The organism is Mumia flava (assembly GCF_002797495.1).
GTDB classification, from domain to species: domain Bacteria; phylum Actinomycetota; class Actinomycetes; order Propionibacteriales; family Nocardioidaceae; genus Mumia; species Mumia flava.
This window is the reverse complement of the sequence record NZ_PGEZ01000001.1, coordinates 1898720-1924671: the sequence shown is the minus strand read 5'-3', so window position 1 is coordinate 1924671 and position 25952 is coordinate 1898720. Positions and strand designations below refer to the sequence as shown.

Below are 25952 nucleotides of genomic sequence, written 5' to 3'. Positions count from 1 at the left end.
CCTAGGAGGTCCGGCTCACGATGTCGGGCTGGACCGCCTCGAGCGTCCCACCGAGGGACGCCAGGATGTCCTCCGGCACACCGGCCTCGACCAGCACGCTCACGAGGTGGCCGACGACCCGGCCGTAGTCGGCGTCGGTGATGCCGAGACCGGCGTGGGCCTCGCCGAGCTCGCGGCCCTCGTAGCTCACCGGTCCGTCCAGCAGGTGCGAGATCAGCTGGGCCTGGTGCCGCTTGAGCTGCGCCATGTCGACCTCGGAGAAGTACGGCGCGAGCTGCGGGTCGGCGACGACGCGCTGGTAGAAGGCGTCCACCACGGCGCTCACCGCGCTGCCGCCACCGATCCGCTCGTACGGCGTCTGCTCGTCCGGACGTGTCTCGACCTCGGTCATGAAGCGTTCCCTCCGGGGGTGAGGTTGCGTCGCGTCGCGACGCACGGTTCGCGCCCTGTATAGCAGCGATTTCACCAGGAGGTAAAGAACCGCAGGTCAGACCCCTGCCCCGACCGCGGTGCGGGCGATCCGGGCAGGAATGCGGGCTCGGTTTCGGCCCCGGATCGCCCGGATCGCGGCCGGGTCCCACGGGGGCGTGGCCGGATCCGGACATGTGGTGGCGCTCACACGGCGACGCGCGTAACGTCCGTGAAACGTTCTCATGAATCGTTCCAACCACCTGGATCCGATCTCTCCGACCCCGTGAGGAGTCCCCGTGCGCAAGCAGATCGCCGGCGTGATCGCCGCATCGCTCGTCGCCGCGGTGGCACCGGCGGCCGCGGCCTCCGCCGCCGGCCCCGCCACCGTCCGTACCGCATCCCCGCCCGCGCCCGCCGTCACCGACCTGACGGTCAACGCGCTCGACGACCCCCTCGGCATCGGGCTCGCAGCCCCGGCGCTGAGCTGGAAGCTCACGTCCGAGCGTCGCGGCGTCACCCAGCAGGCCTACGAGGTCCACGTCGCCACCTCGGCCGACGCGCTCGACGACCCCGACGTCTGGGACAGCGGGACGGTCACGTCGCCGACGTCGGTCGACGTCCGCTACGACGGCCCGGCGCTCGAGCCGCGCACCGACTACGTCTGGTCCGTCCGCGTGACCGACGACCAGGGCGAGACGTCGGACTGGAGCGAGCCCGCACGGTTCGGCACCGGCCTCGGCGACGAGCCGTGGGAGGCCGAGTGGATCGGCGCGGACAGCGACGCGATCGGCGCCGAGTGGACCGACTACACGATCGACTTCACCGCGTCGCGGATCAGCGGAGCGCTCGGCGTCTACTTCCGCGGTGAGGACACCGAGCACGCCTACATGTGGCAGCTCAGCGAGGCCGACGACGCGTTGCGCCCGCACGTGAAGAACGGCGGCTACGCGGTCCTCGACGCGACGCCGTTCCCGGCGGGCTTCGACTTCGCCGCCGAGCACGACTACACGATCGCCGTCGACGGCGACACGATCACCACGAGCGTCGACGGCGAGGTCCTCGACGAGCGCACCGACACGACGTTCGACGGCCCCGGGGTCATGGGCTTCCGCACGAACGGCGCCGAGGCCGGCCTCGTGCACGACCTGACCGTGACCGCTGCCGACGGCGAGGTCCTCGTCGAGTCCGACTTCGACGACGGCGACCGCACGTTCGTCGCAGGCACCGTCACCGACGACGGCCTCGACGTCAGCGGCAACGCCGAGGCGTGGCTGCGTCGCGACGACGCCGTCCCGCTGCTGCGCACGGAGGTCGACCTCGGCGACAAGGAGGTCCGGCGGGCCCGCGTCTACGCCTCGGCGCGCGGCGTCTACGAGCTGCGGCTCAACGGGGAGAAGGTCGGCGACGACGAGCTGGCACCCGGCTGGACCGCGTACGACAAGAGGATCGACTACCAGACCTACGACGTGACCGAGCAGGTCCGCACGGGTGCGAACGTGCTCGGCGCCGAGGTCGCGCCCGGCTGGTACACCGGCAAGGTCGCGATGTTCGGCACCGACGTGTACGGCACGGACAACTCCGTGATCGCCGAGCTCGTCGTCGACTACGCCGACGGCACCCGCGAGACCGTCCGGACCGACGACACCTGGCAGACGACGGCCGGGCCGACCCGCGAGGCGGACCTGCTCGACGGCGAGTCGTACGACGCGCGCGTCGCCGCCGCCCTCGACGGCTGGGACGAGCCCGGCTTCGACGCCGACGGGTGGGACGGCGTCACCGTGCGCGACGAGCCGACCGACGTGCTCGAGCCGGAGACGACCGTGCCGGTCCGCGTCACCGAGGAGCTCGACGGGGCGGAGCAGATCGACTCGCCGACCGAGGGCGTCTACCTCTACGACCTGGGCCAGAACATGGTCGGGCACGTCCGCCTGACCCTGCTGGGCGAGCCGGGCCAGACCGTACAGATCCGCCACGGGGAGGTCCTGAACCCCGACGGCACGCTGTACACCGCGAACCTGCGCACCGCGAAGGCGACCGACCACTACACCTTCGCGACCGACGAGCCCGAGACGTTCGAGCCGTCGTTCACCTTCCACGGGTTCCGCTACGTCGAGGTCTCCGGCGTCGACGAGGCCCCGGACGCCTCCGACCTCGTCGGCGTGGTCGTCGGCACCGACGGCGACCTCACCAGCAGCCTCGAGACCAGCTCGGACCTCGTGAACCAGCTCCAGAGCAACATCGTCTGGGGCATGCGCGGCAACTTCCTCTCGATCCCGACCGACACCCCGGCGCGCGACGAGCGGATGGGGTGGACGGGCGACATCAACGTCTTCGCCCGGACCGCGGTCTACAACATGGACGCCGAGTCGTTCCTGACGAAGTGGCTGCAGGACCTCCGCGACACCCAGCGCCCGAACGGCTCGCTGCCCGGCGTGGCACCGGTGGTGCCCAACCGCTTCGACGGCGGCTACGAGTCGGCCGGCTGGATGGACGCGGGCGTGCACGTGCCGTGGACCCTCTGGCAGGCGTTCGGGGACACCGACGTGATCCGCGAGAACTACGACATGATGCGGCGCTACGTCGACTTCCTGGAGGCGGACTCGACGAACCACATCCGCTCCGCCGGCGGCTACCTCGACTGGCTGAACCTCGACGACCCCACCCCGGCGGACGTCCTCGACACGGCCTTCGTCGCCAAGAGCACCCGCGAGCTCGCCCAGATGGCCGACGCGATCGGCAAGGACGACGAGGCAGCCGAGCTGACGGCGCGGTACGAGGCGATCCGCGCCGCGTACCAGGACGCGTTCGTCGCCGACGACGGGACGGTCAAGGGCGACAGCCAGACGGCGTACATCCTGACCCTGACGAACGACCTGGAGCCGAAGGACCGCCGTGACGCGGTCGTCGACCAGTTCGTCGAGACGCTCGAGCGCCGCGACTACCACCTGTCGACCGGGTTCCTCGGCGTCGACGGGCTGCTGCCGGCGCTGACGAAGGCCGGCCGCACCGACATCGCCTACCGTCTGCTCCAGCACACCGACTACCCGTCGTGGGGCTACGAGATCGGCAAGGGCGCGACGACCGTGTGGGAGCGTTGGAACTCCATCAACCCCGACGGCTCCTTCAACGACGTCGGCATGAACTCGTTCAACCACTACGCCTACGGCGCGGTCGGCGAGTGGATGTACCGCACGATGGCGGGCGTCTCCGCGGCCGAGCCGGGCTACGCGAAGGTGCTGATCGCTCCGGAGCCCGGCGACGGGATCGACACGGTCGACTTCACCCACGAGACGCCGTACGGGCCGGTGCGCAGCGCCTGGAGCACTGCCGACGGCCCGATGAGCCTGGACGTGACGGTGCCGGCGAACACGACCGCCGAGGTCCGGATCCCGGCTGCGAACCGCTGGGCGATCACCGAGGGTGGTACGCCGATCTCGGACGTCGACGGGGTGACCTTCACGTCGATGGACGACGGTGACGTGGTGCTCGAGATCGGCTCGGGCGACTACGCGTTCGCGGTCGACCCGGTGCTGGGCGACCTCGGGGCTGCGAAGAAGGCCGCCGGCGCATTCGCCGACGACGTCGACGCGCTCTCCACCGAGGGCGTCCTCGGCAGGGTCGCGAAGGGCCACCTCCAGCTCCGCACGAAGCTCATGGAGACCGAGATCGCGACAGCCTGGCGCCTGCACGTGCGCGGCGCCGACGATCAACTGACCGCGGCCGCGGTGCACCGCGCCCTGGCCAGCGTCGCGGACCTCGACCGCTGGGCGGCGACGTACGGTGAGCGTGGCGTCCTCGACGCCGACGCGACCGACGCGCTGCGCGAGACGCTCGCCTCGCTGGAACGGACCCTCTCGAAGGCGTCCTCGCGTCTGGTGGGCGCAGTCGCGTCCCTCGAGCTGCCTGCCGGCGAGATCCTGCCCGGCGACGTGGTCCGGGTGGCGGTCCGGCTCGAGAACGCAGGCAAGCGCCCGCTGACCGGGATCGACTCGTCGCTCGACGTGCCCGCGGACTGGGAGCTCGAGCCGGTCGGTCGGCACGCCACGACCGTCGCGGCCCGAGGCACGCTCGAGCACGCGTACGACGTGACGGTGCCCGCTGACGCCGAGGCGTCGACGGCCGACCTGACCGGCTCGGTGTCCTACCGCCACACCGGCGGGACGGCCACGTTGCCGGTCTCCGCGTCGCTGATGGTGGCGCCGGGTGTCGCGATCACGGCGACGGCGACCGCACCGGAGGCGGTCGACGGCGGGGAGACCGCCACGGTCACCACCACGCTGCGCAACCGCACCGAGGTCGCGCAGACGGGCGAGGTCACCGTCGCGGTGCCCGACGGCTGGGATCCGGTCGACGCGGTGGCCTACGACCTGGCGCCGGGCGAGCAGACGGACGTCGCGGTCGACGTCACGGTCCCGCAGACCGTCCGTGAGCAGGCCGCGTCGCTGGTGGTGGCGACCGGCCCGACCGCGGCCGAGAAGGCCACGGCGACCGTGCAGGTCGTCCTGCCGACGCCGCCGGCGGACTCGACCGACCACGTCGACGTCGGTGACGGGGCTTCGGAGTCCGCACACGGCCTGACGGCGTCGCAGCACTCCGGGACGAACGTGGAGGCGGGGCTGACCCGGCGCTACACCCACTCGTCGTACCCGGGCGGCTGGTTCGAGTTCGACGTGGCCGTCCCGAGCGCCGGGCGGTTCGTGGTCCGGATGGTCGAGACGTTCGACGGGGCCCGGCGCAAGACGTACGACGTCCTGATCGACGGCGAGGTCGCGCACAGCGTCGACCTCACTCGTACGGCCGGGGGTGAAGGCACGGTCACGCACCAGTTCGTGGTCGAGCCGTCGGACCTCACCGCGGACGGGACCGTGCGGATGCGGTTCGCCGACACCGGCGCGGACTACGACCCCTCGATCGCCGACGTGTGGGCCGTGCCGCTGGGCTGACCTGAACCGAGGCGGCGCCCCCGTTCGTCGGGGCGCGAGCGGAGCGAGCGATCGAGACCACCGACGATGGGGTCTCGATCCTCGCTCCGCTCGGCCTCGACCAGCGTTCGGCGTGCGCTCAGCCGGCGGTGGAGCGGCGGACGACCAGCTCCGGCTCGAAGACGACGTGCTCGCGCTCGCGCTCCCCGGCGGCGTCGGTCGCCTCGGCGATCAGCAGCTGTGCAGCGCGCCGCCCCATCTCGTTGGACGGCTGCTTGATCGACGACAGCGGGATCGCCGCGGCGGCGGCGAACTCGATGTCGTCGTACCCGATCAGCGCGATGTCGTCGGGGACCTTGAGTCCGGCCGAGACGAAGGCCTGGAGCAGGCCGAGCGCGATCAGGTCGTTCGCGGCGAAGATCGCGTCGGGCTGGTCCGACGGCGGCAGCGCGACGATCCGCTCGCCCTCGATCCGTCCCGGCGTCGCCCCCATGCTCTCGATCTCGGCGAAGGTCAGCGTGGCGTCGGCGACGCCGTCGACCGCCTGCCGCGCGCCGGTGAGGCGGTTGCGGACCTGGTCGATGTCGGGAGATCCGCCGACGAAGGTGATCCGGCGCCGCCCGACCTCGAGCAGGTGCTCCACCGCCAGCCGGCCGCCGAGCACGTCGTCGACGGAGACCGAGCTGTACGTCTCGGTCTGCGCGAGCCGGTCGACGAGCACGACGGCCATCCCACGCTCGCGCAGCCGGTCGAGGCGGTCCAGCACGTCACCGACGGGCGAGATCAGCAGGCCCTCGACTCGCTGCTCCTCGAACAGGTCGAGGTGCACCTGCTCCCGTCCGGCGTCCTCGGCACTGTTGGCCAGCAGCACGCTGCGCCGGTGCACGCCGAGCTCGTCCTCGACGCCGCGGGCGAGGTCGGTGAAGAACGGGTTGCCGACGTCGAGGACCAGCAGTCCGACCGAGCGGCTGCGGCCCTGCCGGAGCTGGCGGGCGGCCTCGTTGCGCACGAACCCGAGCTCGTGGATCGCCGCGAACACCCGCGCGGTCGTCGACTCCGAGACCTTGTCCGGATGGTTCAGCACGTTCGAGACGGTCCCGGCGGACACACCGGCGTGCTCGGCGACGTCGCGCAGGCTGGCGCCGGGACGGGCGGCCTTGCTGTCGTTCCGGGACATGGTTTCCCCCGATGGTCACGTTCTGGACACAGTGTGTCATAAAGGTGAATCGTTTTAGAACACGCTCTTGACGTGTTCGCAACGTGGTGGTTACGGTGTGACCGTCGCCACCTTGAAACGATTTAAGCATACGCTCCATCGGGCGTGTCAACGAAGCGAAGCACGACGACAGTAGTCCAAACATCACGAGAAGGTCCCCATGACGACAGGTGCTCCCACCGTCGCCCTCTCCCTGGAGGGGGTGCAGAAGGCGTTCGGATCCGTGATCGCCCTGCGCTCCGGCAGCCTGGAGGTGAACACCGGCTCCATCCACGCGCTCGTGGGTGAGAACGGCGCGGGCAAGTCGACGCTGGTCAAGATCATCGCCGGGCTCTACCGCCGCGACGGCGGCGAGTTCCGACTGTTCGGCGAGTCGGTCGACTTCCGCTCGACCGCCGAGGCCAAGGCCGCCGGGATCGCGGTCATCTACCAGGAGCCCACGCTGTTCCCCGACCTCTCGGTCGTCGAGAACATCTTCATGGGGCGGCAGCCGCGCGACCGCTGGCGCCGGATCGACCGGAAGGCGATGCGGACCGAGGCGCTGGCCCTGTTCGAGGGCCTCGGCGTCAGCCTCGACCCCGACCGCCCGGCCGAGGGCCTCTCGATCGCCGACCAGCAGATCATCGAGATCGCCAAGGCCATCTCGCTGGACGCGCGCGTGCTGATCATGGACGAGCCGACCGCCGCCCTCTCCGGCACCGAGGTCGAGCGCCTGATGGCGGTCGCGCGCCGACTGCGCGACGAGGGCCGCGCCCTGGTCTTCATCTCGCACCGCTTCGACGAGGTCTTCGACCTGTGCGACGCGATCACCGTGATGCGCGACGGCGAGTACATCTCGACCGACGCGACCGCCGACGTCACGGTCGACGAGATCGTCCGCCGCCTCGTCGGCCGCGAGGTCGGCAACCTCTACCCCAAGCAGCCCGCCGAGATCGGCGACGTGCTCCTCGAGGTCTCCGGTCTCACCCAGACGGGCCTCTTCCACGACATCGACCTGCAGGTGCGCGCCGGCGAGATCGTCGGCCTCGCGGGCCTCGTCGGAGCCGGGCGCAGCGAGATCGCCCAGGCCGTCTTCGGGGTCGACCCGTACGAGTCCGGCACCGTCACGGTGCGCGGGACCAAGGTCGCGAAGAACGACCCGTCGGACGCGATGCGTCACGGCATCGCCCTCGTCCCCGAGGACCGCCGCCAGAGCGGGCTCGTCCTCGAGACCGGGATCGCCCGCAACATCACGATGGCGACGCGGACCAAGCTCGCGAAGGGTGGTGTCCTGACCACCGGCTTCGAGAACGCCGACGCGCGTGAGTGGGCCGCTCGGCTCGAGGTCAAGGCCAGCGCCCTCGACACGCTCGCCGGCACGTTGTCCGGCGGCAACCAGCAGAAGGTCGTCCTCGCGAAGTGGCTGAGCACCCAGCCCGACGTCCTCATCATCGACGAGCCGACCCGCGGCATCGACGTCGGCACGAAGGCCGAGGTCCACCGGCTGCTCTCGACCCTGGCCGGTCAGGGGATGGGGATCCTGATGATCTCGTCGGAGCTGCCCGAGGTCCTCGGGATGGCCGACCGCGTCGTCGTCGTCCACGAGGGGCGGATCACCGCCGAGATCGACCGCGACGACGCCACCCCGGAGGCCGTGATGTTCGCGGCCACGAACTCCCTGGAGATGCAGTCATGAGCACCGCCGTCGCCGCCGAGCCGGCATCGACCCGAAGCCGGCTCAAGTCGCTGCTGCAGGCCCGTGAGACCGGGATCATGCTGGCGTTCCTGATCGTGCTCGGCACCGCCACCGCGATCAACCCGAACTTCCTGTTCAGCTCCGACGGCTGGCGGGACCTGTTCCTCACGCCGTCGATCCTGGTCGTGCTGGCCGTCGGTCAGGCGATGGTGATCATCACGCGCAACGTCGACCTGTCGGTCGGTTCGGTGCTGGGCCTCACCGCCTTCGTCACCGGGCGGCTGTTCGTCGGCGCTCCGGGACTCCCGGTCTTCGTCGTGGTCCTCGCCGGCATCGGCGTCGGGGTCCTGCTCGGCCTGATCAACGGCCTGCTGGTCGCCTACGCCAAGGCGCCCGCACTGGTGATCACCTTGGGCACGCTGTACGTCTACCGCGGCGTGATGCTCTCGTGGGCCGGCTCCGACCGGATCAACGCGGGCGACATCCCCTCCAGCTTCCTGAGCTTCGGCACCTCGTCGGTGCTCGGGATCCCCTCCCTCGCGATCGTCTCGTTCGTCGTGCTGGCGGTCGCGGCCGTCTGCCTGCGCGACCTGCGGGGCGGTCGCGAGTTCTACGCCCTCGGCTCCGACCCGTCCGCCTCGGTGCTCTACGGCCTCCCGGTGGTCAAGCGCACCCTGATCGCCTTCGCCGCCAGCGGTGGTCTGGCCGGACTCGCCGGCGTCATGTACGTCGCGCGCTACGGCACGATCAGCTCCGGCGCCGGACTCGGGATGGAGCTCGAGGCCGTCGGTGCCGCCGTCATCGGCGGCGTCGCGATCTTCGGCGGCAGCGGCACGGTCCTCGGTGCCGCGATCGGCGCCTACCTGCTGACCACGATCAACCGCGGCCTCCCGATCCTCGGGATCCAGGACTTCTGGCAGCGCGCGGTGGTCGGCCTGCTGATCATCGGCGCGATCGTCCTGGACAAGGTCCTGGCCGACCGCCAGCACCGCAAGCTCATGGCCGAGAGGGACTGACATGACGAGCCTCCTCCACCCGTCCGAGAAGTCCTCGGCCGCGACCGAGCGGTCGTACGCCGACCACGCCCGCCCGCTGTGGCAGCGCATCCTGATCACGCGGGAGTCCGCAGTGGTCGTGGCGCTGGTCGCGGTGATCCTGTACGCGTCGGCGACCGTGCCGTTCTTCGACCGGCCGATCACGATGACGTACCTCCTGCTCGACGTCACGCCGATCCTGCTGATCGCCCTGCCGATGACCCTGATCATCATCACGGGCGAGATCGACCTGTCGGTCGCCAGCACGCTGGCGCTGGCCAGCGTGCTGTTCGGTGTCCTGTACGACGCGGGGATGCCGATCACGGTCGCGGCGCTGCTCGCGCTGCTCGCCGGCCTCGTCGCCGGCTGCCTGAACGGCTTCCTGGTGACGGTGGTCGGGCTGCCGTCGCTGGCGGTCACCATCGGCACCCTGGCGCTCTTCCGCGGCATCGCGGTCGGCCTGCTCGGCACCACCGCGATCACCGACTTCCCCGACGCCTGGACCGACTGGGCCAGCGACCGGATCGGCGGCGGTGACGTCCCGCAGGTGATGATCCCGTTCGTCGTCCTCGCGATCGCGTTCATCGTGCTGCTGCACTTCACGCCGTTCGGTCGCGGGATCTACGCGATCGGGCAGAACGAGACCGCCGCACGCTTCTCGGGCGTGAAGGTCGTCCGGACCAAGATGATCCTGTTCGCGCTGGCCGGGCTGGTCTCGGCCGCGGCGGGGATCTACTACACCCTGCGGTACGGGAGCTCGCGCGGCGACAACGCCAACGGCCTCGAGCTCCAGGTGATCGCGGCCGTCCTGCTCGGCGGCGTGTCGATCTTCGGCGGTCGCGGCGCCCTTCCGGGCGTGATCGCCGGCGTCCTGCTGATCGGCGTGATCGCCAGCGCCCTGCGCCTGGCCGACTACACCGCCGACGTGATCAACATCGTGACCGGCCTGCTGCTGGTGGCCTCGGTGGCCTCGCCGGCGCTCCTGGCCTGGATCGGGCGGCGACGGAGACCCCGCAGCGCCGCCACCACCCCGGGTGACTGACCCCGAAGCCCACCCGGACCCCGCAACGACAACCGATGTCGAACCGATGAAATGGAGAAGCTCATGTCCCTGACGTTCACGCGACGCGGCCGGGTCGTCCCCCTCGCCGCTGCTGCTCTGAGCCTGTCGCTCGCGGTCTCCGCGTGCGGCGGCGACGACTCCGGCGACGGCGGTGACGGCGGCGGCGACGGCAACCTGTCCGTCACCTTCCTGCCGAAGAACCTCGGCAACCCGTACTTCGACGCCTCCTCGACCGGCGGCGAGACCGCCATGGACGAGCTGGGCGGCGAGTTCAAGGAGGTCGGTCCCGCCGAGGCGACGCCGGACTCCCAGGTCAGCTTCATCAACACCCTGACCCAGCAGGGCGTCGGCGCGATCGCCGTCTCGGCGAACGACCCCGAGGCGATCTGCGACGCGCTCGACGAGGCGCGCGACGCCGGCACGTACGTCGTCACGTTCGACTCCGACACCAACCCGGAGTGCCGCGACGTGTTCGTGAGCCAGGCCGACGCCGAGGGCATCGCGACCAAGCAGGTCGAGCTGATCGCCGAGCAGATCGGCGACGAGGGCCAGATCGCGATCCTGTCGGCGAGCGCCAACGCGACGAACCAGAACGCGTGGATCGAGCTGATGGAGGAGGACCTCGCGGCGAACCACCCGAACATCGAGCTCGTCGAGGTCGCGTACGGCGACGACGACGACCAGACGTCGTTCGACAAGACCGCCGCGCTGCTCCAGACCTACCCGCAGCTCAAGGGCATCGTCTCGCCGACCACCGTCGGCATCGCGGCGGCCGCCCGCTACCTGTCCACCTCGCAGTACAAGGGCAAGGTCGCGCTGACCGGTCTCGGCACCCCGGACCAGATGCGTGAGTACATCAAGGACGGGACGGTCGAGTCCTTCGCGCTCTGGAACCCCGAGGAGCTGGGCTACCTGACCGCCTACACCTCGGCCGCGCTGATCAACGGCGACATCACTGGCGAGGAGGGCGACACCTTCGAGGCGGGCGACCTCGGCGACTACGAGGTCGGCGCCGACGGCGTGGTCCTGCTGGGCGACCCGACGGTGTTCAACGCCGACAACATCGACGACTTCAACTTCTGAGCCGACCCGGCTCGACATCGTCGATCGGCGGGGGCACGTGCCCTCACACGTGCCCCCGCCCCGGCCTCCACCACCCCCGGACCCACTGACGACGGACGAGAAGCAGCAGAGACATGACGAAGTTTGACGCAATCGCGAGCCGGCTGGAAGGCCAGGCCATCGAGCTCCCGTCCTGGGCGTTCGGAAACTCCGGCACCCGGTTCAAGGTGTTCGGCCAGCCGGGCGTGCCCCGCACGGTCGAGGAGAAGATCGCCGACGCCGCGAAGGTGCACGAGCTCACCGGGCTCGCCCCCACCGTCGCGCTGCACATCCCGTGGGACACGGTCGACGACTACGCCGCGCTCAAGGCGTACGCGAACGGGCTCGGGGTGGATCTCGGCACGATCAACACCAACACCTTCCAGGACGACGACTACAAGCTCGGCAGCCTCACGCACCCCGACGCCGCGATCCGCAAGAAGGCTGTCCGGCACGCGCTGGACTGCATCGAGATCATGGACGCGACCGGCTCGCGGGACCTCAAGGTCTGGCTCGCCGACGGGACCAACTACCCCGGCCAGGACGACATCCGCTCCCGCCAGGACCGGCTCGCCGACGCGCTGGCGGAGATCTACGCCGCGCTGTCGGACGACCAGCGCCTCGTGCTCGAGTACAAGTTCTTCGAGCCGGCGTTCTACCACACCGACGTGCCCGACTGGGGCACCTCGTACGCCCACGTCGCCGCGCTCGGCGACCGGGCGATGGTGTGCCTGGACACCGGCCACCACGCGCCGGGCACGAACATCGAGTTCATCGTGGCCCAGCTGCTGCGGCTCGGAAAGCTCGGCTCGTTCGACTTCAACAGCCGCTTCTACGCCGACGACGACCTGATCGTCGGGGCGGCGGACCCGTTCCAGCTGTTCCGGATCATCGTCGAGGTGATCCGTGGCGGCGGGTACGGCCCGGCCAACCCCGACGGGCACAGCGGCGTCGCGTTCATGCTCGACCAGTGCCACAACATCGAGAAGAAGATCCCGGGGCAGATCCGGTCGGTGCTCAACGTGCAGGAGATGACCGCCCGCGCGCTGCTGCTCGACCGCGAGGCGCTCGGCGCCGCGCAGGACACCGGTGACGTGCTCGGCGCGAACGAGGTCCTGATGGACGCGTTCTACACCGACGTCCGGGCGGACCTGGCCGCGTGGCGCGAGTCGCGCGGGCTCCCGGCGGACCCGATGCGGGCCTACGCCGAGAGCGGCTACCAGAGCCAGATCGAGAACGAGCGCGTCGGCGGGACGCAGGCAGGGTGGAGCTGACATGACGCAGGGCACGATCAACGCGACGGTCGACGAGCTGATCGCACGGTCCAACCGACTGGGTGCGGACCCGACGAACACGAACTACGCCGGGGGCAACACCTCCGCCAAGGGCACCGAGACCGACCCGGTGACCGGCGACCCGGTCGAGCTGGTCTGGGTCAAGGGCTCCGGCGGCGACCTCGGCACCCTGAAGCCGGCCGGTCTGGCGGCGCTGCGGTTGGACCGGATGCGCGCCCTGGTGAACGTCTACCCGGGCGTGGAGCGCGAGGACGAGATGGTCGCCGCGTTCGACTACTGCCTGCACGGCAAGGGCGGTGCGGCGCCGTCGATCGACACCGCGATGCACGGCCTCGTCGACTCCGCTCACGTGGACCACCTGCACCCCGACGCCGGGATCGCGATCGCGACCGCCGCCGACGGCGAGGCGCTGACCGAGCGGATCTACGGCGACAAGGTCGTGTGGGTGCCGTGGCGCCGCCCCGGCTTCCAGCTCGGGCTCGACATCGCCGCGATCAAGGAGAAGAACCCGCAGGCGATCGGCTGCATCCTCGGCGGCCACGGCATCACCGCCTGGGGGGACACCAGCGACGCCTGCGAGCAGAACTCGCGCTGGATCATCACGACCGCGCAGGCGTACATCGACGAGCACGCGAAGGCCGAGCCGTTCGGGGCTCTGCTCGAGGGGTACGGCGCGCTGCCGGAGGCGCAGCGCCGGGCGAAGGCGGCCGCGCTGGCGCCGACGATCCGCTCGATCGCGTCGACCGACCGGCCGATGGTCGGCCACCTCACCGACTCCGACGTCGTGCTGGACTTCCTCGCCCGCGCGGAGCACACCCGGCTCACGGAGCTGGGGACGAGCTGCCCGGACCACTTCCTGCGCACCAAGGTCAAGCCGCTCGTGCTCGATCTGCCCGCGGACGCGTCGGTCGAGGACTGCCAGGCCCGGCTGCGTGAGCTGCACGAGGCCTACCGCGCCGACTACGCGGCGTACTACGAGCGCTGGGCCGACGACGACTCGCCGGCGATGCGTGGCGCAGACCCGCTGATCGTGCTGGTCCCCGGCGTGGGGATGTTCTCCTACGGCAAGGACAAGCAGACCGCACGGGTCGCGGGCGAGTTCTACGTCAACGCGATCAACGTGATGCGTGGCGCCGAGGGCCTGTCGACGTACACCCCGATCGACGAGTCGGAGAAGTTCCGGATCGAGTACTGGGCGCTCGAAGAGGCGAAGCTGGCGCGGATGCCGAAGCCCAAGCCGCTCGCCACGCGGATCGCGCTCGTGACCGGAGCCGCGTCGGGGATCGGCAAGGCGATCGCGCAGCGGCTCGCCGCCGAGGGTGCCTGCGTGGTGATCGCCGACCTGGATCCCGCGAAGGCCCAGGAGGCGGCCGCCGAGATCGGCGGGCCCGACGTCGCCGTCGGCGTCGGCGCGGACGTCAGCGACGCGGACGCGGTCAAGGCCTCGATCGACGCGGCGGTGCTCGCGTTCGGCGGTCTCGACCTGGTCGTCAACAACGCCGGCATGTCGATCTCCAAGCCGCTGCTGGAGACCACCGAGGCCGACTGGGACCGCCAGCACGACGTGATGGCGAAGGGCTCGTTCCTGGTCTCGCGCGAGGCGGCCCGCGTGCTGATCGAGCAGGGTCTCGGCGGTGACATCGTCTACATCGCCTCGAAGAACGCGATCTTCGCCGGCCCGAACAACATCGCGTACTCTGCGGTGAAGGCCGACCAGGCGCACCAGGTGCGGCTGCTCGCGGCGGAGCTCGGCGAGCACGGGATCAAGGTCAACGGCATCAACCCCGACGGCGTCGTGCAGGGCTCCGGCATCTTCGCCGGCGGCTGGGGTGCGAAGCGGGCCGCGGTCTACGGCGTGGAGGAGAAGGACCTCGGCAAGTTCTACGCCCAGCGCACGCTCCTCAAGCGCGAGGTGCTCCCGGAGCACGTCGCCAACGCCGTGTTCGTGCTGTGCAGCCCGGACCTGACCCACACGACCGGTCTGCACGTGCCGGTCGACGCCGGCGTCGCGGCCGCGTTCCTGCGCTGAGGGGGCTGCGGTGTCCGTGCTGGCAGCGGTCGACCTGGGGGCGACGAGCGGTCGGGTGATCCTCGGCCACGTCGCGCCGGACCGGATCGACCTCGAGGTCGTCCACCGGTTCGGCAACCACCCGGTGCGCACGCCCGACGGGCTCCACTGGGACGTCCTCGCGCTGTACCGCGAGATCCTGGACGGCCTGCGGACCGCCGGACGCAGCCACGCCGTCGACGGTGTGGCGGTGGACTCGTGGGCGGTCGACTACGGGCTGCTCCGCGGCGACCACCTGGTCTCGGCGCCGTTCCACTACCGCGACGAGCGCACCGTCGCCGGCGTGGAGAAGGTGCACGCCCTGGTCGACCCGGCGGAGCTCTACCGCCGCAACGGACTCCAGCACCTCCCGTTCACCACGGTCTTCCAGCTCGCGGTCGACGACCTCGTCGCGACGGCGGACGCGTGGCTGCTGGTCCCCGACCTGCTGACCTGGTGGCTGAACGGCAGCCGCTGGGCGGAGGCGACGAACGCATCGACGACCGGGCTCGTCGACGTGCATCGTCGGACCTGGGACCGCGACCTGCTCGACCGGGTCGGGCTGGGCTCCCTGCCCCTGCCCGACCTGGTCGAGCCCGGCACCCGACTGGGCGGGCTGCGGCCGGAGGTCGCCGAGCTCGTCGGGATCCGCCCGGCGGTCACGACCGTCGGCTCCCACGACACCGCGTCGGCGGTCGTCGGCGTGCCGATGGACGCCGGCAGCGCCGCGTACGTCTCGTGCGGGACGTGGGGTCTGGTCGGCGTCGAGCTGGAGCGGCCGGTGGTGACCGAGCAGGCGCGCCTCGCCGGGTTCACGAACGAGGGCGGTGTCGACGGACGGATCCGCTTCCTGCACAACGTGATGGGCCTGTGGGTGCTGAGCGAGACGATCCGGACCTGGGAGCGCGAGTCGGGCACGGACGTCGACCTGGGTGAGCTGCTCGCGGCCGCGGAGGCGGTCACCGCGACAGTGCCGGTCTTCGACGTGGACGACCCTCGGTTCCTCCCGCCGGGCGACATGCCCGCCCGGATCGCCGAGGTCTGCGCGGAGCAGGGCGTGCCGGCACCGACCACCCGCGCCGAGTTCGCTCGGAGCATCCTGGAGAGCCTCGCCGAGGCCTTCGCCCGTACGGTGCGCAGCGCCGCGGAGCTGTCCGGCGTGGACGTCTCCGTGGTGCACGTGGTCGGCGGCGGATCGCGCAACGCGCTGCTCTGCCAGCTCACGGCGGACCGTCTCGGACTGCCCGTCCTGGCGGGGCCGGAGGAGGCGACGGCACTCGGCAACGTGCTGGTCCAGGCGCGTACGCTCGGCGCTCTGAGCGGGGACCTGGAGAGCCTGCGCGCCCGGATCGGCGCAGCATGGACACCCCGACGATTCGACCCCCGACCGACCCGAGAGGCGACACGATGAGGCGACGCGTACCCCGCTGGCACGACCTGGGACCGCTGATGAAGTTCAAGCGGCCGGTGCTGAGCCCGAGGAGGCGACGGCTCGCCTCGGCCCTGACGATCGCCGACCTGCGGGCGGTCGCGAAGCGTCGTACGCCGAAGGCCGCTTTCGACTACACCGACGGGGCCGCGGAGGAGGAGCTCTCGCTCGCTCGCGCTCGCCAGGCGTTCCGCGACGTCGAGCTCAACCCGGCGATCCTGAGGGACGTCTCGAAGGTCGACGTGTCCGCGTCACCGCTGGGCGTGCGCTCCGAGCTTCCGTTCGGGATCGCGCCGACGGGCTTCACCCGCCTGATGCAGACCGAGGGCGAGTACGCCGGCGCGGGAGCCGCCCAGGCGGCCGGCATCCCGTACACCCTGTCGACGATGGGCACCGCCTCGATCGAGGACGTGGCGGCGACCGCGCCGCACGGGCGGAACTGGTTCCAGCTCTACATGTGGAAGGACCGCGACCGGTCGATGGCGCTGGTCGACCGTGCCGCGAAGGCCGGGTACGAGGCGCTGGTCGTGACCGTCGACGTCCCGGTCGCAGGGGCGCGGCGGCGCGACACCCGCAACGGGATGACGATCCCCCCGACGCTGACGCCGCGGAACGTCGTCGACGCGATCCCGCGGCCGGCGTGGTGGTTCAACCTGCTCACGACCGAGCCGCTCGCGTTCGCGTCCCTCGACTCGTGGTCCGGCACCGTCGGCCAGCTCCTGGACACGATGTTCGACCCGACGGTGACGTACGAGGACCTCGCGTGGATCCGTACCCAGTGGGAGGGCAAGCTCGTCGTCAAGGGCGTGCAGACCGTCGCGGACGCGGCACGGCTCGCCGAGGCCGGTGTGGACGCGATCATCCTGTCGAACCACGGCGGCCGCCAGCTCGACCGCGCTCCCGTCCCGTTCCATCTGCTGCCGTCGGTGGTCTCCGAGGTCGGTGACGGCTGCGAGGTCTGGCTGGACACCGGGATCATGTCCGGCGCCGACGTCGTCGCGAGCCTGGCGCACGGTGCCGACTTCACGCTGATCGGTCGCGCCTACCTCTACGGGCTGATGGCCGGGGGTCGTCCGGGTGTGGACCGCACGATCGAGATCCTGCGCTCGGAGATCGAGCGCACCATGCGACTGCTCGGGGTGGGAAGCACCGCCGAGCTCGAGCCGGGGCACGTCACGCAGCTCCAGCGCTTGATCCCGCGGCGCTGAGGCCGGGCCGGGGGGCTTCGTGGTCGTGACCGAGAGCGAGATCGAGCCGATGGATCTGGAGATCCTCGGCGACGTGGCGCGAGGCGAGACGGTCGAGGCGATCGCACGTCGGCTCGACGTGTCCGAGCGGACGGTACGCCGCCGGCTCCGCCTGGTCGCCGATCGGCTCGGCGTCGACACCACGATCGAGGCCGTCGTCTGGGCCGTTCGCCACGGCCTGGTGTAGGCGCCCCACCCGGCGACCCTCCGTACGGGCGCGGGCGGTCTGCCCAGCCGGCTGGGTAGACCGACACCTGGCTGTGGTGGTTTCCCCAGCCAGGTGCGAGTCTGCGTTGCCAGGTGGCGCCGGCGATCGGGCGTACGGGCGCGGGCGGTCTCCCCAGCCGGCTGGGTAGACCGACACCTGGCTGTGATGGTTTCCCTAGCCAGGTGCGGGTCTGCGTTGCCAGGTGGCGCCGGCGATCCGGCGCTGAGTGGGATGGCGCCGGCGATCCGGCGCTGAGTGGGATGGCGCCGGCGATCCGGCGCTGAGTGGGATGGCGCCGGCGATCGGGCGCTGAGTGGGATGGCGCCGGCGATCCGGCGACACGCCGCGGAAGCACGCGACGCGGGACGCCTGGACTCCTACGCTCGCCGTCAAGGAGCCGGCGTCCGCCGGTCGGAGCGAGTGCAGGAGCAGCCATGAGTGACGTCGTCGCGACGGAGCCGCTGAGGTCCGCGTTCAAGACGGCGTGGTGGGTCGTGCTGCTGCGCGCGATCATCGCGATCGCCTTCGGCATCGTCGCGCTGGTCTGGCCGGACAAGACCGCGCAGGTCATCATCGTGCTCTTCGGCATCTGGGCTCTGCTCGACGGCATCTTCGCGCTCGCGGGGATCTTCACCGGGCGCGGGCGCGCCTGGGGCTGGCTGCTGCTCGAAGGCGCGCTGGGGATCGCCGCCGGCCTGATCGCGTTCCGGGCGCCCGAGGCGGTCGCACTGGCGCTGGTGCTCGTGGTGGCGTTCTGGTCCGCAATGATCGGCGTGCTCGAGATCTCGGGTGCCGTGCGGATCCGTGAGGTCCCGGGAAGCGGTTGGGGCTGGCTGCTGGCCTCCGGGATCTTCTCGATCCTCTTCGCCGTGCTGCTGTTCGTGTGGCCGGACCTCGGATTCACCACCCTGATCGTCCTGATCGGGATCTACGCGCTGCTGATGGGCGCGGTCTGGCTGATCACGGCGATCTACGTCCGCAAGGCCGCGAAGGAGCTCGACCTGGCCTGACCCCACGACGCCGACGTCCCGCGCTGCGACCAGGGCCGCGGGGCGTCGTGCCGTCCGGGAGTCTCGATCGCTCGCTGCGCTCGCGCCTCGACCGGCGGACAAGGCGGTGCTCGCGCCTCGACCGGCGGACAAGGCGGTGCTCGCGCCTCGACCGGCGGACAAGGCTGCGCTGCGCCTCGACCGGCGGACAAGGCTGTGCTCGCGCCTCGACCGGCGGGTCTCGACCGGCGGGTTGGTCAGCCGTACAGGCGCACGGGGAGGCGCTCCACCCCGTACACGATCGACCGCTGACGGAACTGGAGCTCCGCCGGCGAGCAGGCCATCCGCAGGTTGGGGAAGCGCTGGAACAGCTTCGGGTACGCGGCGCGCAGCTCCATCCGCGCGAGCTCGGCCCCGACGCAGCGGTGGAACCCGTGCCCGAACGCGACGTGGGAGACGGGCCAGTCGCGGTGCGGGTTGAACGACTCGAGGTCGGCGCCGGTCCGGCCGTCGCGGTTCGAGCCCGACAGCGAGCAGACGACGACGTCGCCCTTGCGGATCTGGCGGCCGAACAGCGCGTGGTCCTCCTTGGCGAACCGTGGGAAGGCGATCTGCACGACGGTGAGGTAGCGGAGCATCTCCTCCACCACGGCGTCGGCGAACGTGGCGTCCGCGATCAGGCGGCGACGCGCCTCGCCGTCGTTCATCAGGACCATCGCACCGAGCGCGATCGTGCTGGCGGTGGTCTCGTGACCCCCGGTGAACACGCCGTCGGCGAGACCGCCGAGGTCGTAGTCGGAGATCTCGTCGCCGACCTGCTCGATGAGCTTGCCGATCAGCCCGTCACCGGGGTTGTCGCGCTGCGCCTTGGTGGCGTCCATCAGGAACACGCGTGAGTCCGAGATCGCGCCGAAGCTCCCGACCCCGCCCTGGGAGACGTCGAACCGCGCCGAGCCGAGGGCGAAGAACTCGTCCCGCGACTCGTCGGGCAGCCCGAGCAGCTCGCAGATCACGAGGAACGGGACGGCGAACGCGAAGTCGGCCACCAGGTCGACCTCGGGTCCCTTGGCCTCCATCACGTCCAGCTGGTGGTCGACGATCTCGTCGATCTTCGGGGTGAGCCGCGCGAGCCGGCGCATCGTGAACTCCGGCGTCAGCAGCTTGCGCAGCCGGGTGTGCTCGGGCGGGTCGGTGAATCCCAGCCCGCCGATGTCTCCGTCGCTGGCCCCGACCTCGCCGACGAGCGGACGGATGTCGTTGCTGTAGCGGGTCCGGTCCGCGAGCACCGCCTGGGTCTCGGTGTGGCCCGTGACGAGCCAGATGTTCATCCCGAACAGCCGTGCGAGCCGCTTGACCGGTGCGACCTCACGGGTCCGCGCGAGCTGGGGAACCGGATCGAGCCCGTCGCGTCGCAGCGGCATCAACCACCGACGCGGGACGAACGACAGCTTCGACAGGTCGATGCCGTCGCGCTGGGAGCGCAGCAGCAGCCGCTGGCCGAACCAGGCCTTCACGTCGGACGGGATGGTGCGCATAGTCCGCTCACGATATCGCCCGGCCGGTTCGATTCGACGCGTTGCTCCCCGATCTCAGGGGAGACCCTGACGACATCCAGGGTCGCCGCCCACGACCACCCGGCCCGGGAGGCGCGGGAGAACGGGACGGGCCCCGCCCGGCGAGGTGCCGGACGGGGCCCGCGGGCCGTACGGAGCGGGTCAGTGGCCGAGGACCCGCACCGTCACCGTCGTCTCCGACGGGGCGTAGGTGTCGTCACCGCTGTAGCGGACCACGACCTCCGACTTCCCCTTCGGCAGCGCGCTGCCGTCGAGTGCGATCAGCGTCGCTCCTCGCCGGACCGGCGCGGAGCCGACGACCTCGCCGTCGGCCAGCACGTCGACGGTGCCGGTCGCGTCCTTCGGCGTGACCTTCGCGATCACCAGCGGGCTGATCCAGCGCCCCACCCCCGGCGTCGCGACCGCACGGATGTCGCTGGCCGTACGGTCGGCCACGTCGATCCCGACGAGCGCCGGGTCGTGGTCGCTGGAGCGGTACGGGCCCGGCGAGTAGAAGTCGGTCACGTTGTAGTTGTACCGGCTGTACTCGTAGGCGATCGGCTCCATCGCGTTGATCGACCACACGCCGATCCCCGTGACGTCGCCTGCTGCGGCGGGCGAGGCGAGCACGTGGTCGAGCGACCCGATCTCGCCACCGAACTGGTAGGTCTCCTCCGCTCCCGCGTCCTCCTGGAGATCCGAGTAGCCCGCATCGAGGAGGACCTGGATCGGGTCCTCCTGCGAGTAGGCGTTGAAGTCGCCGGTGAGGAACACCTTGTCGGTGCCTGCGTCGGCGGCGACCTCGTCGGCGAACGTCACGAGCGCCTCGGCCTGCGCGACCCGGTCCGGGTTCGCGAGACCCTGGCCCGTGCCGTCGTCGACCCCGGAACCCTTCGACTTGAAGTGGTTCACGATGGCGACGAACTCGTCCGAGGAGGTCCCGGAGACCGGGCGGAACGCCTGGGCGAGCGGCTCGCGCGCGTTGGTGTAGGCGGGCGACCCGACCAGGACCGTGGAGCCGCCGACCGGCTCGACCGAGGCGGGCTGGTAGATGAACGCCGTGCGGATCACGTCCTGGTTCGCCAGCGGCGGGAGACCGGACGCGTCGGGCGACGGGACGTACGCCCAGGTGCCGGCGCCGGCGTCGGCGTTCAGCGCGTCGACCAGGGTCGCCAGGGCGTCGTCGCGGTCGTGGCCGAACTTGACCGAGTTCTCGATCTCCTCCAGCGACACGACGTCGGCATCGAGCTCGTTGATCGCGGCGACGATCTTGGCCTCCTGACGGGCCAGGTTGGCGTCGTCCCACGCTCCGCGCGGACCCGCGTCGCCGTCGCACTCGTCGACGGTGGTCGGGTTGCCCTCCCGGTCGGGATAGAACTCGCAGTCGAGCCCGGTCGCCGCCTCGTACTCCTCACCGGTGGTGGTGAAGTAGTTGAGGACGTTGAACGTGCCCAACGTGATGTCGCCGCCGACCTCCGGCGGCGACGCGGGCCGCGCCGCGCCGCTGAAGGCCACCGGCTTCGCGCCGTCCGCGGTGACCGGGGTCAGCGGCTGGAAGCGCCAGAGCGAGAAGCGGTAGTCGAGCACCACGTTGTCGCTGAACGCAGCACCGGCGCCGACGCGGATCGTGTCGACCCCGGTCAGCCACGGGTGCGGCGTGTCCGAGCCGCCCGCCGTCCAGTTCGCCGACGACGCGTCGTCGAGCGTGAAGAGGCGGGAGGCGTTCTGTGCCGCGACGGCCTGGGCGTCCGAACCCGGGGCGGCGACCTCGGTGGGGACGTACAGCGGCTCGTCGCCCGTCGCGAGCCCGATCTCACCGAAGGTGTTCGTGGCGTAGTTGTTCGTGACCGTGAACGAGCCCTCGGGATCGATCAGCATGCCCTCGAGGGCCTCGCGGCCCGCAGCGTCGACGGGACCGTCGATCACGGTGGGCTTCACCGCCTCGGCCGGCTCCGTCTCCACCACCACGTCGCTGGCCGACCCCGGTGTCAGCTGGGTCAGCCCGAAGTACTCCGAGACCTCTCCGGTCACCGTCACGTGGTCGCCGGGCGCCACGGCGGCGGCAGCGCCGCCGCCGAAGACGAAGATGCCGTCGCTCGCCCCCTCCGTCGCGTCGTCGGCGCCGCCGGAGCCGGCCGTCTGGAGGTAGAACCCGTTGAGCCCGCCGGTCGGGTACGTGGCGATGACGACGCCGCTCGTGATCACCGTGTCGCCGGCCAGCGGACTCGCGGAGCCGGTGCCCTGGATCTGGGCGATCGTGACGGTCTCAGGCGGCTCGACGACCCCGGCGCACGCCTCGCCGCAGGCGACGGGCGTGATGTCGCCGGTCGCCGAGAGGGTGAAGTCGGCGGCGTTCACGTCGGTGTCGGCGTAGCCGGTGCGGTTCAGGCTGCGGACGTCGGACGTGGCGCTCGGCGCCGGAGCTGCCGACCCCTCGTACGTCTGGGAGCTGCCCCAGCCGACCAGGTCGATGACCCGGTCGTCGTCGACCACCGAGCCGGTCGCCAGCGGGTCGAGCGCAGACGTGGTGTCGGCCAGGACGACGGTGCCGCCGCCGTTCGCGACGTTGAAGCCGTTCGACGCGACGTCCGGTGTCGGCAGGGCGGACCCGTTGGCGCCGTTGCTGCCTCCCCCGACCAGGTAGTGGGTGCCGGCCGGGAGGTCACCGGTCAGGGCGACCACCGAGGTCGGCGGGTTCGAGCTCGAGGCGGACCGGTACTGCACCGAGAGCCCGTCCAGCTCGATCGAGGCGGCGGTCGGGTTGTAGAGCTCGACGAACTTGTTGGTGTACGCGGCGCCGGCGCTGCCGCCGTTGACGTAGACCTCGTTGATGACGAGATGGTCGGCCGGCTCGGCCGCGGCCGGAGAGCTGGTCCCCAGCACGCCGCCGACGAGCGCGGCGGCCACGGTGGTGAGGGCGAGGGTTCGTCGCCTGGGTCGATGGGACACCGGATCCTCCTGATGAGGTGGGATGAAGGTGGTCGGAACGAGAGACGCACGTGACTCCTCCTCGGGCGTCACGTGCGTCTCTCGTGTTGTTCAGCGGCGGTCGGTCGTCACCCGAGTGCGGGATCCTGACCGGGGCCGCCCGGGTTGTTGAAGAGGATGCGCCCCTCCCCGGACCGCGGGTAGTCGGCCGCGGTCACGGTGCCGATCGACTCCAGGTAGCTGCGCAGCGAGACCTGGTCGCCGACCGGGGTCTGGGTGACCGTGACCCCGGGGACCGCGGTCAGGTCGGGCTGACCGTCACCGCCCGTGATCGAGAAGTTGAGCTGGGCGATCGTCGCCGTACCCGTCTGCGTCACCCCGCCGTCGACGACGACCGTGCCGTCGGCGAGGACCAGGCTCTCGACCGTCCCGTCCAGGTTGATCAGCACCTCGGTGCCGTCCGAGACCTGGATGAAGCCACCGTCCTGAGCGCCGACGCCGGCGTCGACGCCGTTCTCGACGATCGCGCGGATCTCGGCGAACGGGACGTCCTCGGCGACGCTCAGGTAGTTGCCGAACGGCTGGATCGAGAAGGTGTCGGCGACGCTGAGCGGTCCGGCCGGGATGTCCAGGTCCTCGCCGCGGATGCCGCCGCCGTTCATGAAGAACACCTGCGGGGTGGACAGCCCGAGGTCGGCAGCGGCCTCGGACGCGCTGGCGAGGTGGGCGTCGGCGATCAGGTTGCCGAGGTTCGCCTCGCGGACGCGCTTGACGGCACGCGAGTTGTCCAGCACGACCTCGCTGCTCGCGATGACCTGGGCTTCCAGGGCCGCGCGCGCCGCCGCGACGGGCTCCTCGATCGTGCGGACCGCACGACGGCTCGGCGGGGTGCTCTCGTCGACCACCTCGAGGCCCGAGTCGCCGTCGTCGATGTCGATCACGTCGCCGGACTTGTCGAACGTGACCTGAAGCGCGCCGACGTAGCGGTAGTTACCCGGCGTCGTGACGACGGGGACGTCGGTGCCGTCGGCATCGGTGGCGATCTGCGGGTACGAACCGAAGATCTCCTCCTCGTCACCCGGGACGAGGACGTCGCCGTCGTCGGCGAGGATCTCGTCGCCGCCGCCGCCGATGATCACGTCGACGTCGGTCAGGGTGCCGGCGAGCTCGATCTCGCTCGTCAGTCCCTGCAGGTGCGAGACGAGGATGATCTTGTCGACGCCCTTGCGGGTGAGCTTGTCCACCTCGGTCTGCGCGATCCCGGTCAGATCCTGACCGATCCCGATGTTGCCGGGCGAGGAGATCGAGCGGAGGAGGTTCGTGGTGAGACCGACGACGCCGATCTTCTCGCCGCGCTCCTTGATGACCGTGCTCGGCACGAGCTGGTCGAGGTCGGCCGTGGACGGCTCGGTCGAGAAGTCGAGGTTGGCGGAGACCATCGGAAGACCCTTGCCGGACTGGACCGCCTCCGCGAACGAGGCGAACGTCTCCGGGCCGAAGTCGAACTCGTGGTTCCCGATCCCCAGCGCGTCGTACCCGACCTGCTGGACGGCCAGAGCGTCGTAGTCGACCCCGGCCTCGTTCGAGGCCTCGCGGGTCAGCCCGGCGAGGAAGTTGTCACCGGAGTTGAGCGTCACGACGCCGCGGCGCAGCGACTCGCCCCAGTTGTAGGACCAGATCCCGGCCTTCAGGCGCTCCTTGCGGACCTCGTTGACGAAGCGGGCGATGCCGCCGTACTCGACCCCGTCGACCTCGCTCGGCAGGAGTGCCGACTCGCCGTCGTTGTTGTGCAGGATCGTCAGCGTGAAGTCGGGCTTCGGCTGCTTGTGCGGCTTCTTCGGTCCGTGCGACGCCATCGCCGGCGCGGCGACGGCGGTGGCTGCCACCATGCCGCCGGCCACCGCTGCGGCCGCCGCGGCCCTCCTGAGTCGGTGGGACATCATGCTCCTTCGGTGGGGGACGGGATCGCGACGTACTCAACCTGGGTCGCGTAGCCCTACAGTGTCAGGAAGGTGAAGAACGCGCTACAGGGCGACCACAAGTTCTTCCTTCACGGGTCGGTACCCACGAAAAGCCTCCCGTACTCAGCCATCGGTGACCTCTGCCCGCCGGCTCGGCGGACAGGTCGCAATCGCTGGCTTCACGCCCGAGACGACCGAGGAGCCCACCGCGGGATGATCGACGCCTACCTGGTGCCCGGATCCGTGGGCGAGTCCGTCGTCGAGGACCGCGGCTCCCGCTTCGTCGGACGGGTGCGTCGGGTCGAGACCGAGGACGAGGCGCGCGCGGTGATCGCCGCCGCGCGAGCGCAGCACCCGGACGCGCGCCACCACTGCACGGCGTTCGTGCTGGGGCCGGAGGGGGCTCTGCGGCGCTCCAACGACGACGGTGAGCCCGGCGGGACCGCGGGCGCCCCTATGCTCGACGTGCTGGACAAGCGGGGCGTACGGGACGTCGTGGCGGTCGTGACGCGGTGGTTCGGCGGGACGCTGCTCGGCGCCGGCGGTCTCGTCCGGGCGTACGGCGAGGCGACGTCACGCGCGCTCGACGACGCCGGCGTGCTGCGTCGGGAGCGGCAGGTCCTGGTGCGGGTCAGGGTCGGTCACGCCGATGCGGGCCGCCTCGAGCACGAGCTGCGCTCGGGCGGCGTCGCGGTACGCGGGGTCACCTACGGTGCCGACGCGTCGTTCGAGGTCGCGGTCGCGCCCGGTCGTGTCGACGCGCTCGACGCGCAGGTGGCAGCGCTGACCGCCGGAACAGCCGCGCTCGAGGTCGGCGACGAGGTCTGGGCGCCTTAGGGTCTCGATCGCTCGCTGCGCTCGCGCCTCGACCAC

Annotated in this window: 17 protein-coding genes; 12 read left to right on the top strand and 5 right to left on the bottom strand. The window is 71.0% G+C overall.

Translation table 11 applies throughout. The features are described from left to right. Position 1: 1 nt before the first annotated feature. On the bottom strand, positions 2–391 hold the full coding sequence (locus CLV56_RS09055; RefSeq protein WP_039343690.1) for a group I truncated hemoglobin: 390 nt from the start codon (positions 389–391) through the stop codon (positions 2–4). 316 nt (positions 392–707) lie between these two features. Between CLV56_RS09055 and CLV56_RS09050 the strand changes: the two genes are divergently transcribed. Further along, positions 708–5354, top strand: coding sequence for a family 78 glycoside hydrolase catalytic domain (locus tag CLV56_RS09050; RefSeq protein WP_100414718.1), 4647 nt, complete (start codon positions 708–710; stop codon positions 5352–5354). Between the two features lie 118 nt (positions 5355–5472). On the opposite strand, the gene CLV56_RS09045 is transcribed toward CLV56_RS09050, so the two are convergent. Beyond that, a complete protein-coding gene (locus tag CLV56_RS09045; RefSeq protein ID WP_170224777.1) occupies positions 5473–6510 on the bottom strand; it encodes a LacI family DNA-binding transcriptional regulator in 1038 nt (345 codons plus the stop codon). Positions 6511–6709: 199 nt separating this feature from the next. Here CLV56_RS09045 and CLV56_RS09040 point away from each other — a divergent pair, with 199 nt between their 5' ends. From CLV56_RS09040 to CLV56_RS08995, 10 genes are all read left to right on the top strand, one after another. Then, the gene (locus tag CLV56_RS09040) at positions 6710–8224 is read left to right on the top strand and encodes a sugar ABC transporter ATP-binding protein (protein WP_039343686.1); all 1515 of its coding nucleotides are present in this window, start codon (positions 6710–6712) and stop codon (positions 8222–8224) included. Then, the gene (locus CLV56_RS09035; RefSeq protein ID WP_039343683.1) at positions 8221–9240 is read left to right on the top strand and encodes an ABC transporter permease; all 1020 of its coding nucleotides are present in this window, start codon (positions 8221–8223) and stop codon (positions 9238–9240) included. The genes CLV56_RS09040 and CLV56_RS09035 overlap by 4 nt, the downstream gene beginning before the upstream one ends. A gap of 1 nt (position 9241) precedes the next feature. Further along, on the top strand, positions 9242–10300 hold the full coding sequence (locus tag CLV56_RS09030) for an ABC transporter permease (RefSeq protein WP_039343680.1): 1059 nt from the start codon (positions 9242–9244) through the stop codon (positions 10298–10300). Between the two features lie 63 nt (positions 10301–10363). Further along, complete coding sequence (rhaS, locus tag CLV56_RS09025; RefSeq protein WP_039343715.1) at positions 10364–11404, top strand: rhamnose ABC transporter substrate-binding protein; 1041 nt, start codon at positions 10364–10366, stop codon at positions 11402–11404. Positions 11405–11517: 113 nt separating this feature from the next. After that, complete coding sequence (gene rhaI, locus CLV56_RS09020) at positions 11518–12696, top strand: L-rhamnose isomerase (RefSeq protein ID WP_039356411.1); 1179 nt, start codon at positions 11518–11520, stop codon at positions 12694–12696. A gap of 1 nt (position 12697) precedes the next feature. After that, a complete protein-coding gene (locus CLV56_RS09015; protein WP_039356408.1) occupies positions 12698–14746 on the top strand; it encodes a bifunctional rhamnulose-1-phosphate aldolase/short-chain dehydrogenase in 2049 nt (682 codons plus the stop codon). 10 nt (positions 14747–14756) lie between these two features. After that, a complete protein-coding gene (locus CLV56_RS09010) occupies positions 14757–16175 on the top strand; it encodes a rhamnulokinase (protein ID WP_100414717.1) in 1419 nt (472 codons plus the stop codon). Next, positions 16172–17401, top strand: a complete 1230-nt coding sequence (locus tag CLV56_RS09005; protein WP_039358510.1) for an alpha-hydroxy acid oxidase — start codon at positions 16172–16174, stop codon at positions 17399–17401. The genes CLV56_RS09010 and CLV56_RS09005 overlap by 4 nt, the downstream gene beginning before the upstream one ends. A 25-nt stretch (positions 17402–17426) precedes the next feature. Next, entirely contained in the window at positions 17427–17627 is a 201-nt protein-coding gene (locus CLV56_RS09000) for a helix-turn-helix domain-containing protein (RefSeq protein ID WP_211288025.1), read from the top strand. Positions 17628–18082: 455 nt separating this feature from the next. Further along, positions 18083–18658 (top strand): HdeD family acid-resistance protein, encoded by a 576-nt coding sequence (locus CLV56_RS08995; protein ID WP_039358509.1) that lies wholly within the window; start codon positions 18083–18085, stop codon positions 18656–18658. A gap of 236 nt (positions 18659–18894) precedes the next feature. Here the strand turns inward: CLV56_RS08995 and CLV56_RS08990 are convergent, their stop codons facing one another. The 3 genes from CLV56_RS08990 to CLV56_RS08980 all read right to left on the bottom strand — a co-directional run bounded on the left by CLV56_RS08990 (position 18895) and on the right by CLV56_RS08980 (position 25058). Beyond that, positions 18895–20172 (bottom strand): cytochrome P450, encoded by a 1278-nt coding sequence (locus tag CLV56_RS08990; RefSeq protein ID WP_039358507.1) that lies wholly within the window; start codon positions 20170–20172, stop codon positions 18895–18897. 180 nt (positions 20173–20352) lie between these two features. Further along, a complete protein-coding gene (locus CLV56_RS08985; RefSeq protein WP_170224776.1) occupies positions 20353–23139 on the bottom strand; it encodes an ExeM/NucH family extracellular endonuclease in 2787 nt (928 codons plus the stop codon). Positions 23140–23246: 107 nt separating this feature from the next. Continuing rightward, a complete protein-coding gene (locus CLV56_RS08980) occupies positions 23247–25058 on the bottom strand; it encodes a bifunctional metallophosphatase/5'-nucleotidase (RefSeq protein WP_211288024.1) in 1812 nt (603 codons plus the stop codon). A gap of 234 nt (positions 25059–25292) precedes the next feature. Between CLV56_RS08980 and CLV56_RS08975 the strand changes: the two genes are divergently transcribed. Then, positions 25293–25916, top strand: a complete 624-nt coding sequence (locus CLV56_RS08975; protein WP_039358505.1) for an IMPACT family protein — start codon at positions 25293–25295, stop codon at positions 25914–25916. Positions 25917–25952: the final 36 nt, after the last annotated feature.

Bases quoted from the DNA above. Each gene is read 5' to 3' on its own strand.
- CLV56_RS09055 (WP_039343690.1), bottom strand. From the start codon at position 391: ATGACCGAGGTCGAGACACGTCCGGACGAGCAGACGCCGTACGAGCGG.
- CLV56_RS09045 (WP_170224777.1), bottom strand. From the start codon at position 6,510: ATGTCCCGGAACGACAGCAAGGCCGCCCGTCCCGGCGCCAGCCTGCGC.
- CLV56_RS09040 (WP_039343686.1), top strand. From the start codon at position 6,710: ATGACGACAGGTGCTCCCACCGTCGCCCTCTCCCTGGAGGGGGTGCAG.
- CLV56_RS09035 (WP_039343683.1), top strand. From the start codon at position 8,221: ATGAGCACCGCCGTCGCCGCCGAGCCGGCATCGACCCGAAGCCGGCTC.
- CLV56_RS09030 (WP_039343680.1), top strand. From the start codon at position 9,242: ATGACGAGCCTCCTCCACCCGTCCGAGAAGTCCTCGGCCGCGACCGAG.
- rhaS (WP_039343715.1), top strand. From the start codon at position 10,364: ATGTCCCTGACGTTCACGCGACGCGGCCGGGTCGTCCCCCTCGCCGCT.
- rhaI (WP_039356411.1), top strand. From the start codon at position 11,518: ATGACGAAGTTTGACGCAATCGCGAGCCGGCTGGAAGGCCAGGCCATC.
- CLV56_RS09015 (WP_039356408.1), top strand. From the start codon at position 12,698: ATGACGCAGGGCACGATCAACGCGACGGTCGACGAGCTGATCGCACGG.
- CLV56_RS09005 (WP_039358510.1), top strand. From the start codon at position 16,172: ATGAGGCGACGCGTACCCCGCTGGCACGACCTGGGACCGCTGATGAAG.
- CLV56_RS08995 (WP_039358509.1), top strand. From the start codon at position 18,083: ATGAGTGACGTCGTCGCGACGGAGCCGCTGAGGTCCGCGTTCAAGACG.
- CLV56_RS08990 (WP_039358507.1), bottom strand. From the start codon at position 20,172: ATGCGCACCATCCCGTCCGACGTGAAGGCCTGGTTCGGCCAGCGGCTG.
- CLV56_RS08980 (WP_211288024.1), bottom strand. From the start codon at position 25,058: ATGTCCCACCGACTCAGGAGGGCCGCGGCGGCCGCAGCGGTGGCCGGC.
- CLV56_RS08975 (WP_039358505.1), top strand. From the start codon at position 25,293: ATGATCGACGCCTACCTGGTGCCCGGATCCGTGGGCGAGTCCGTCGTC.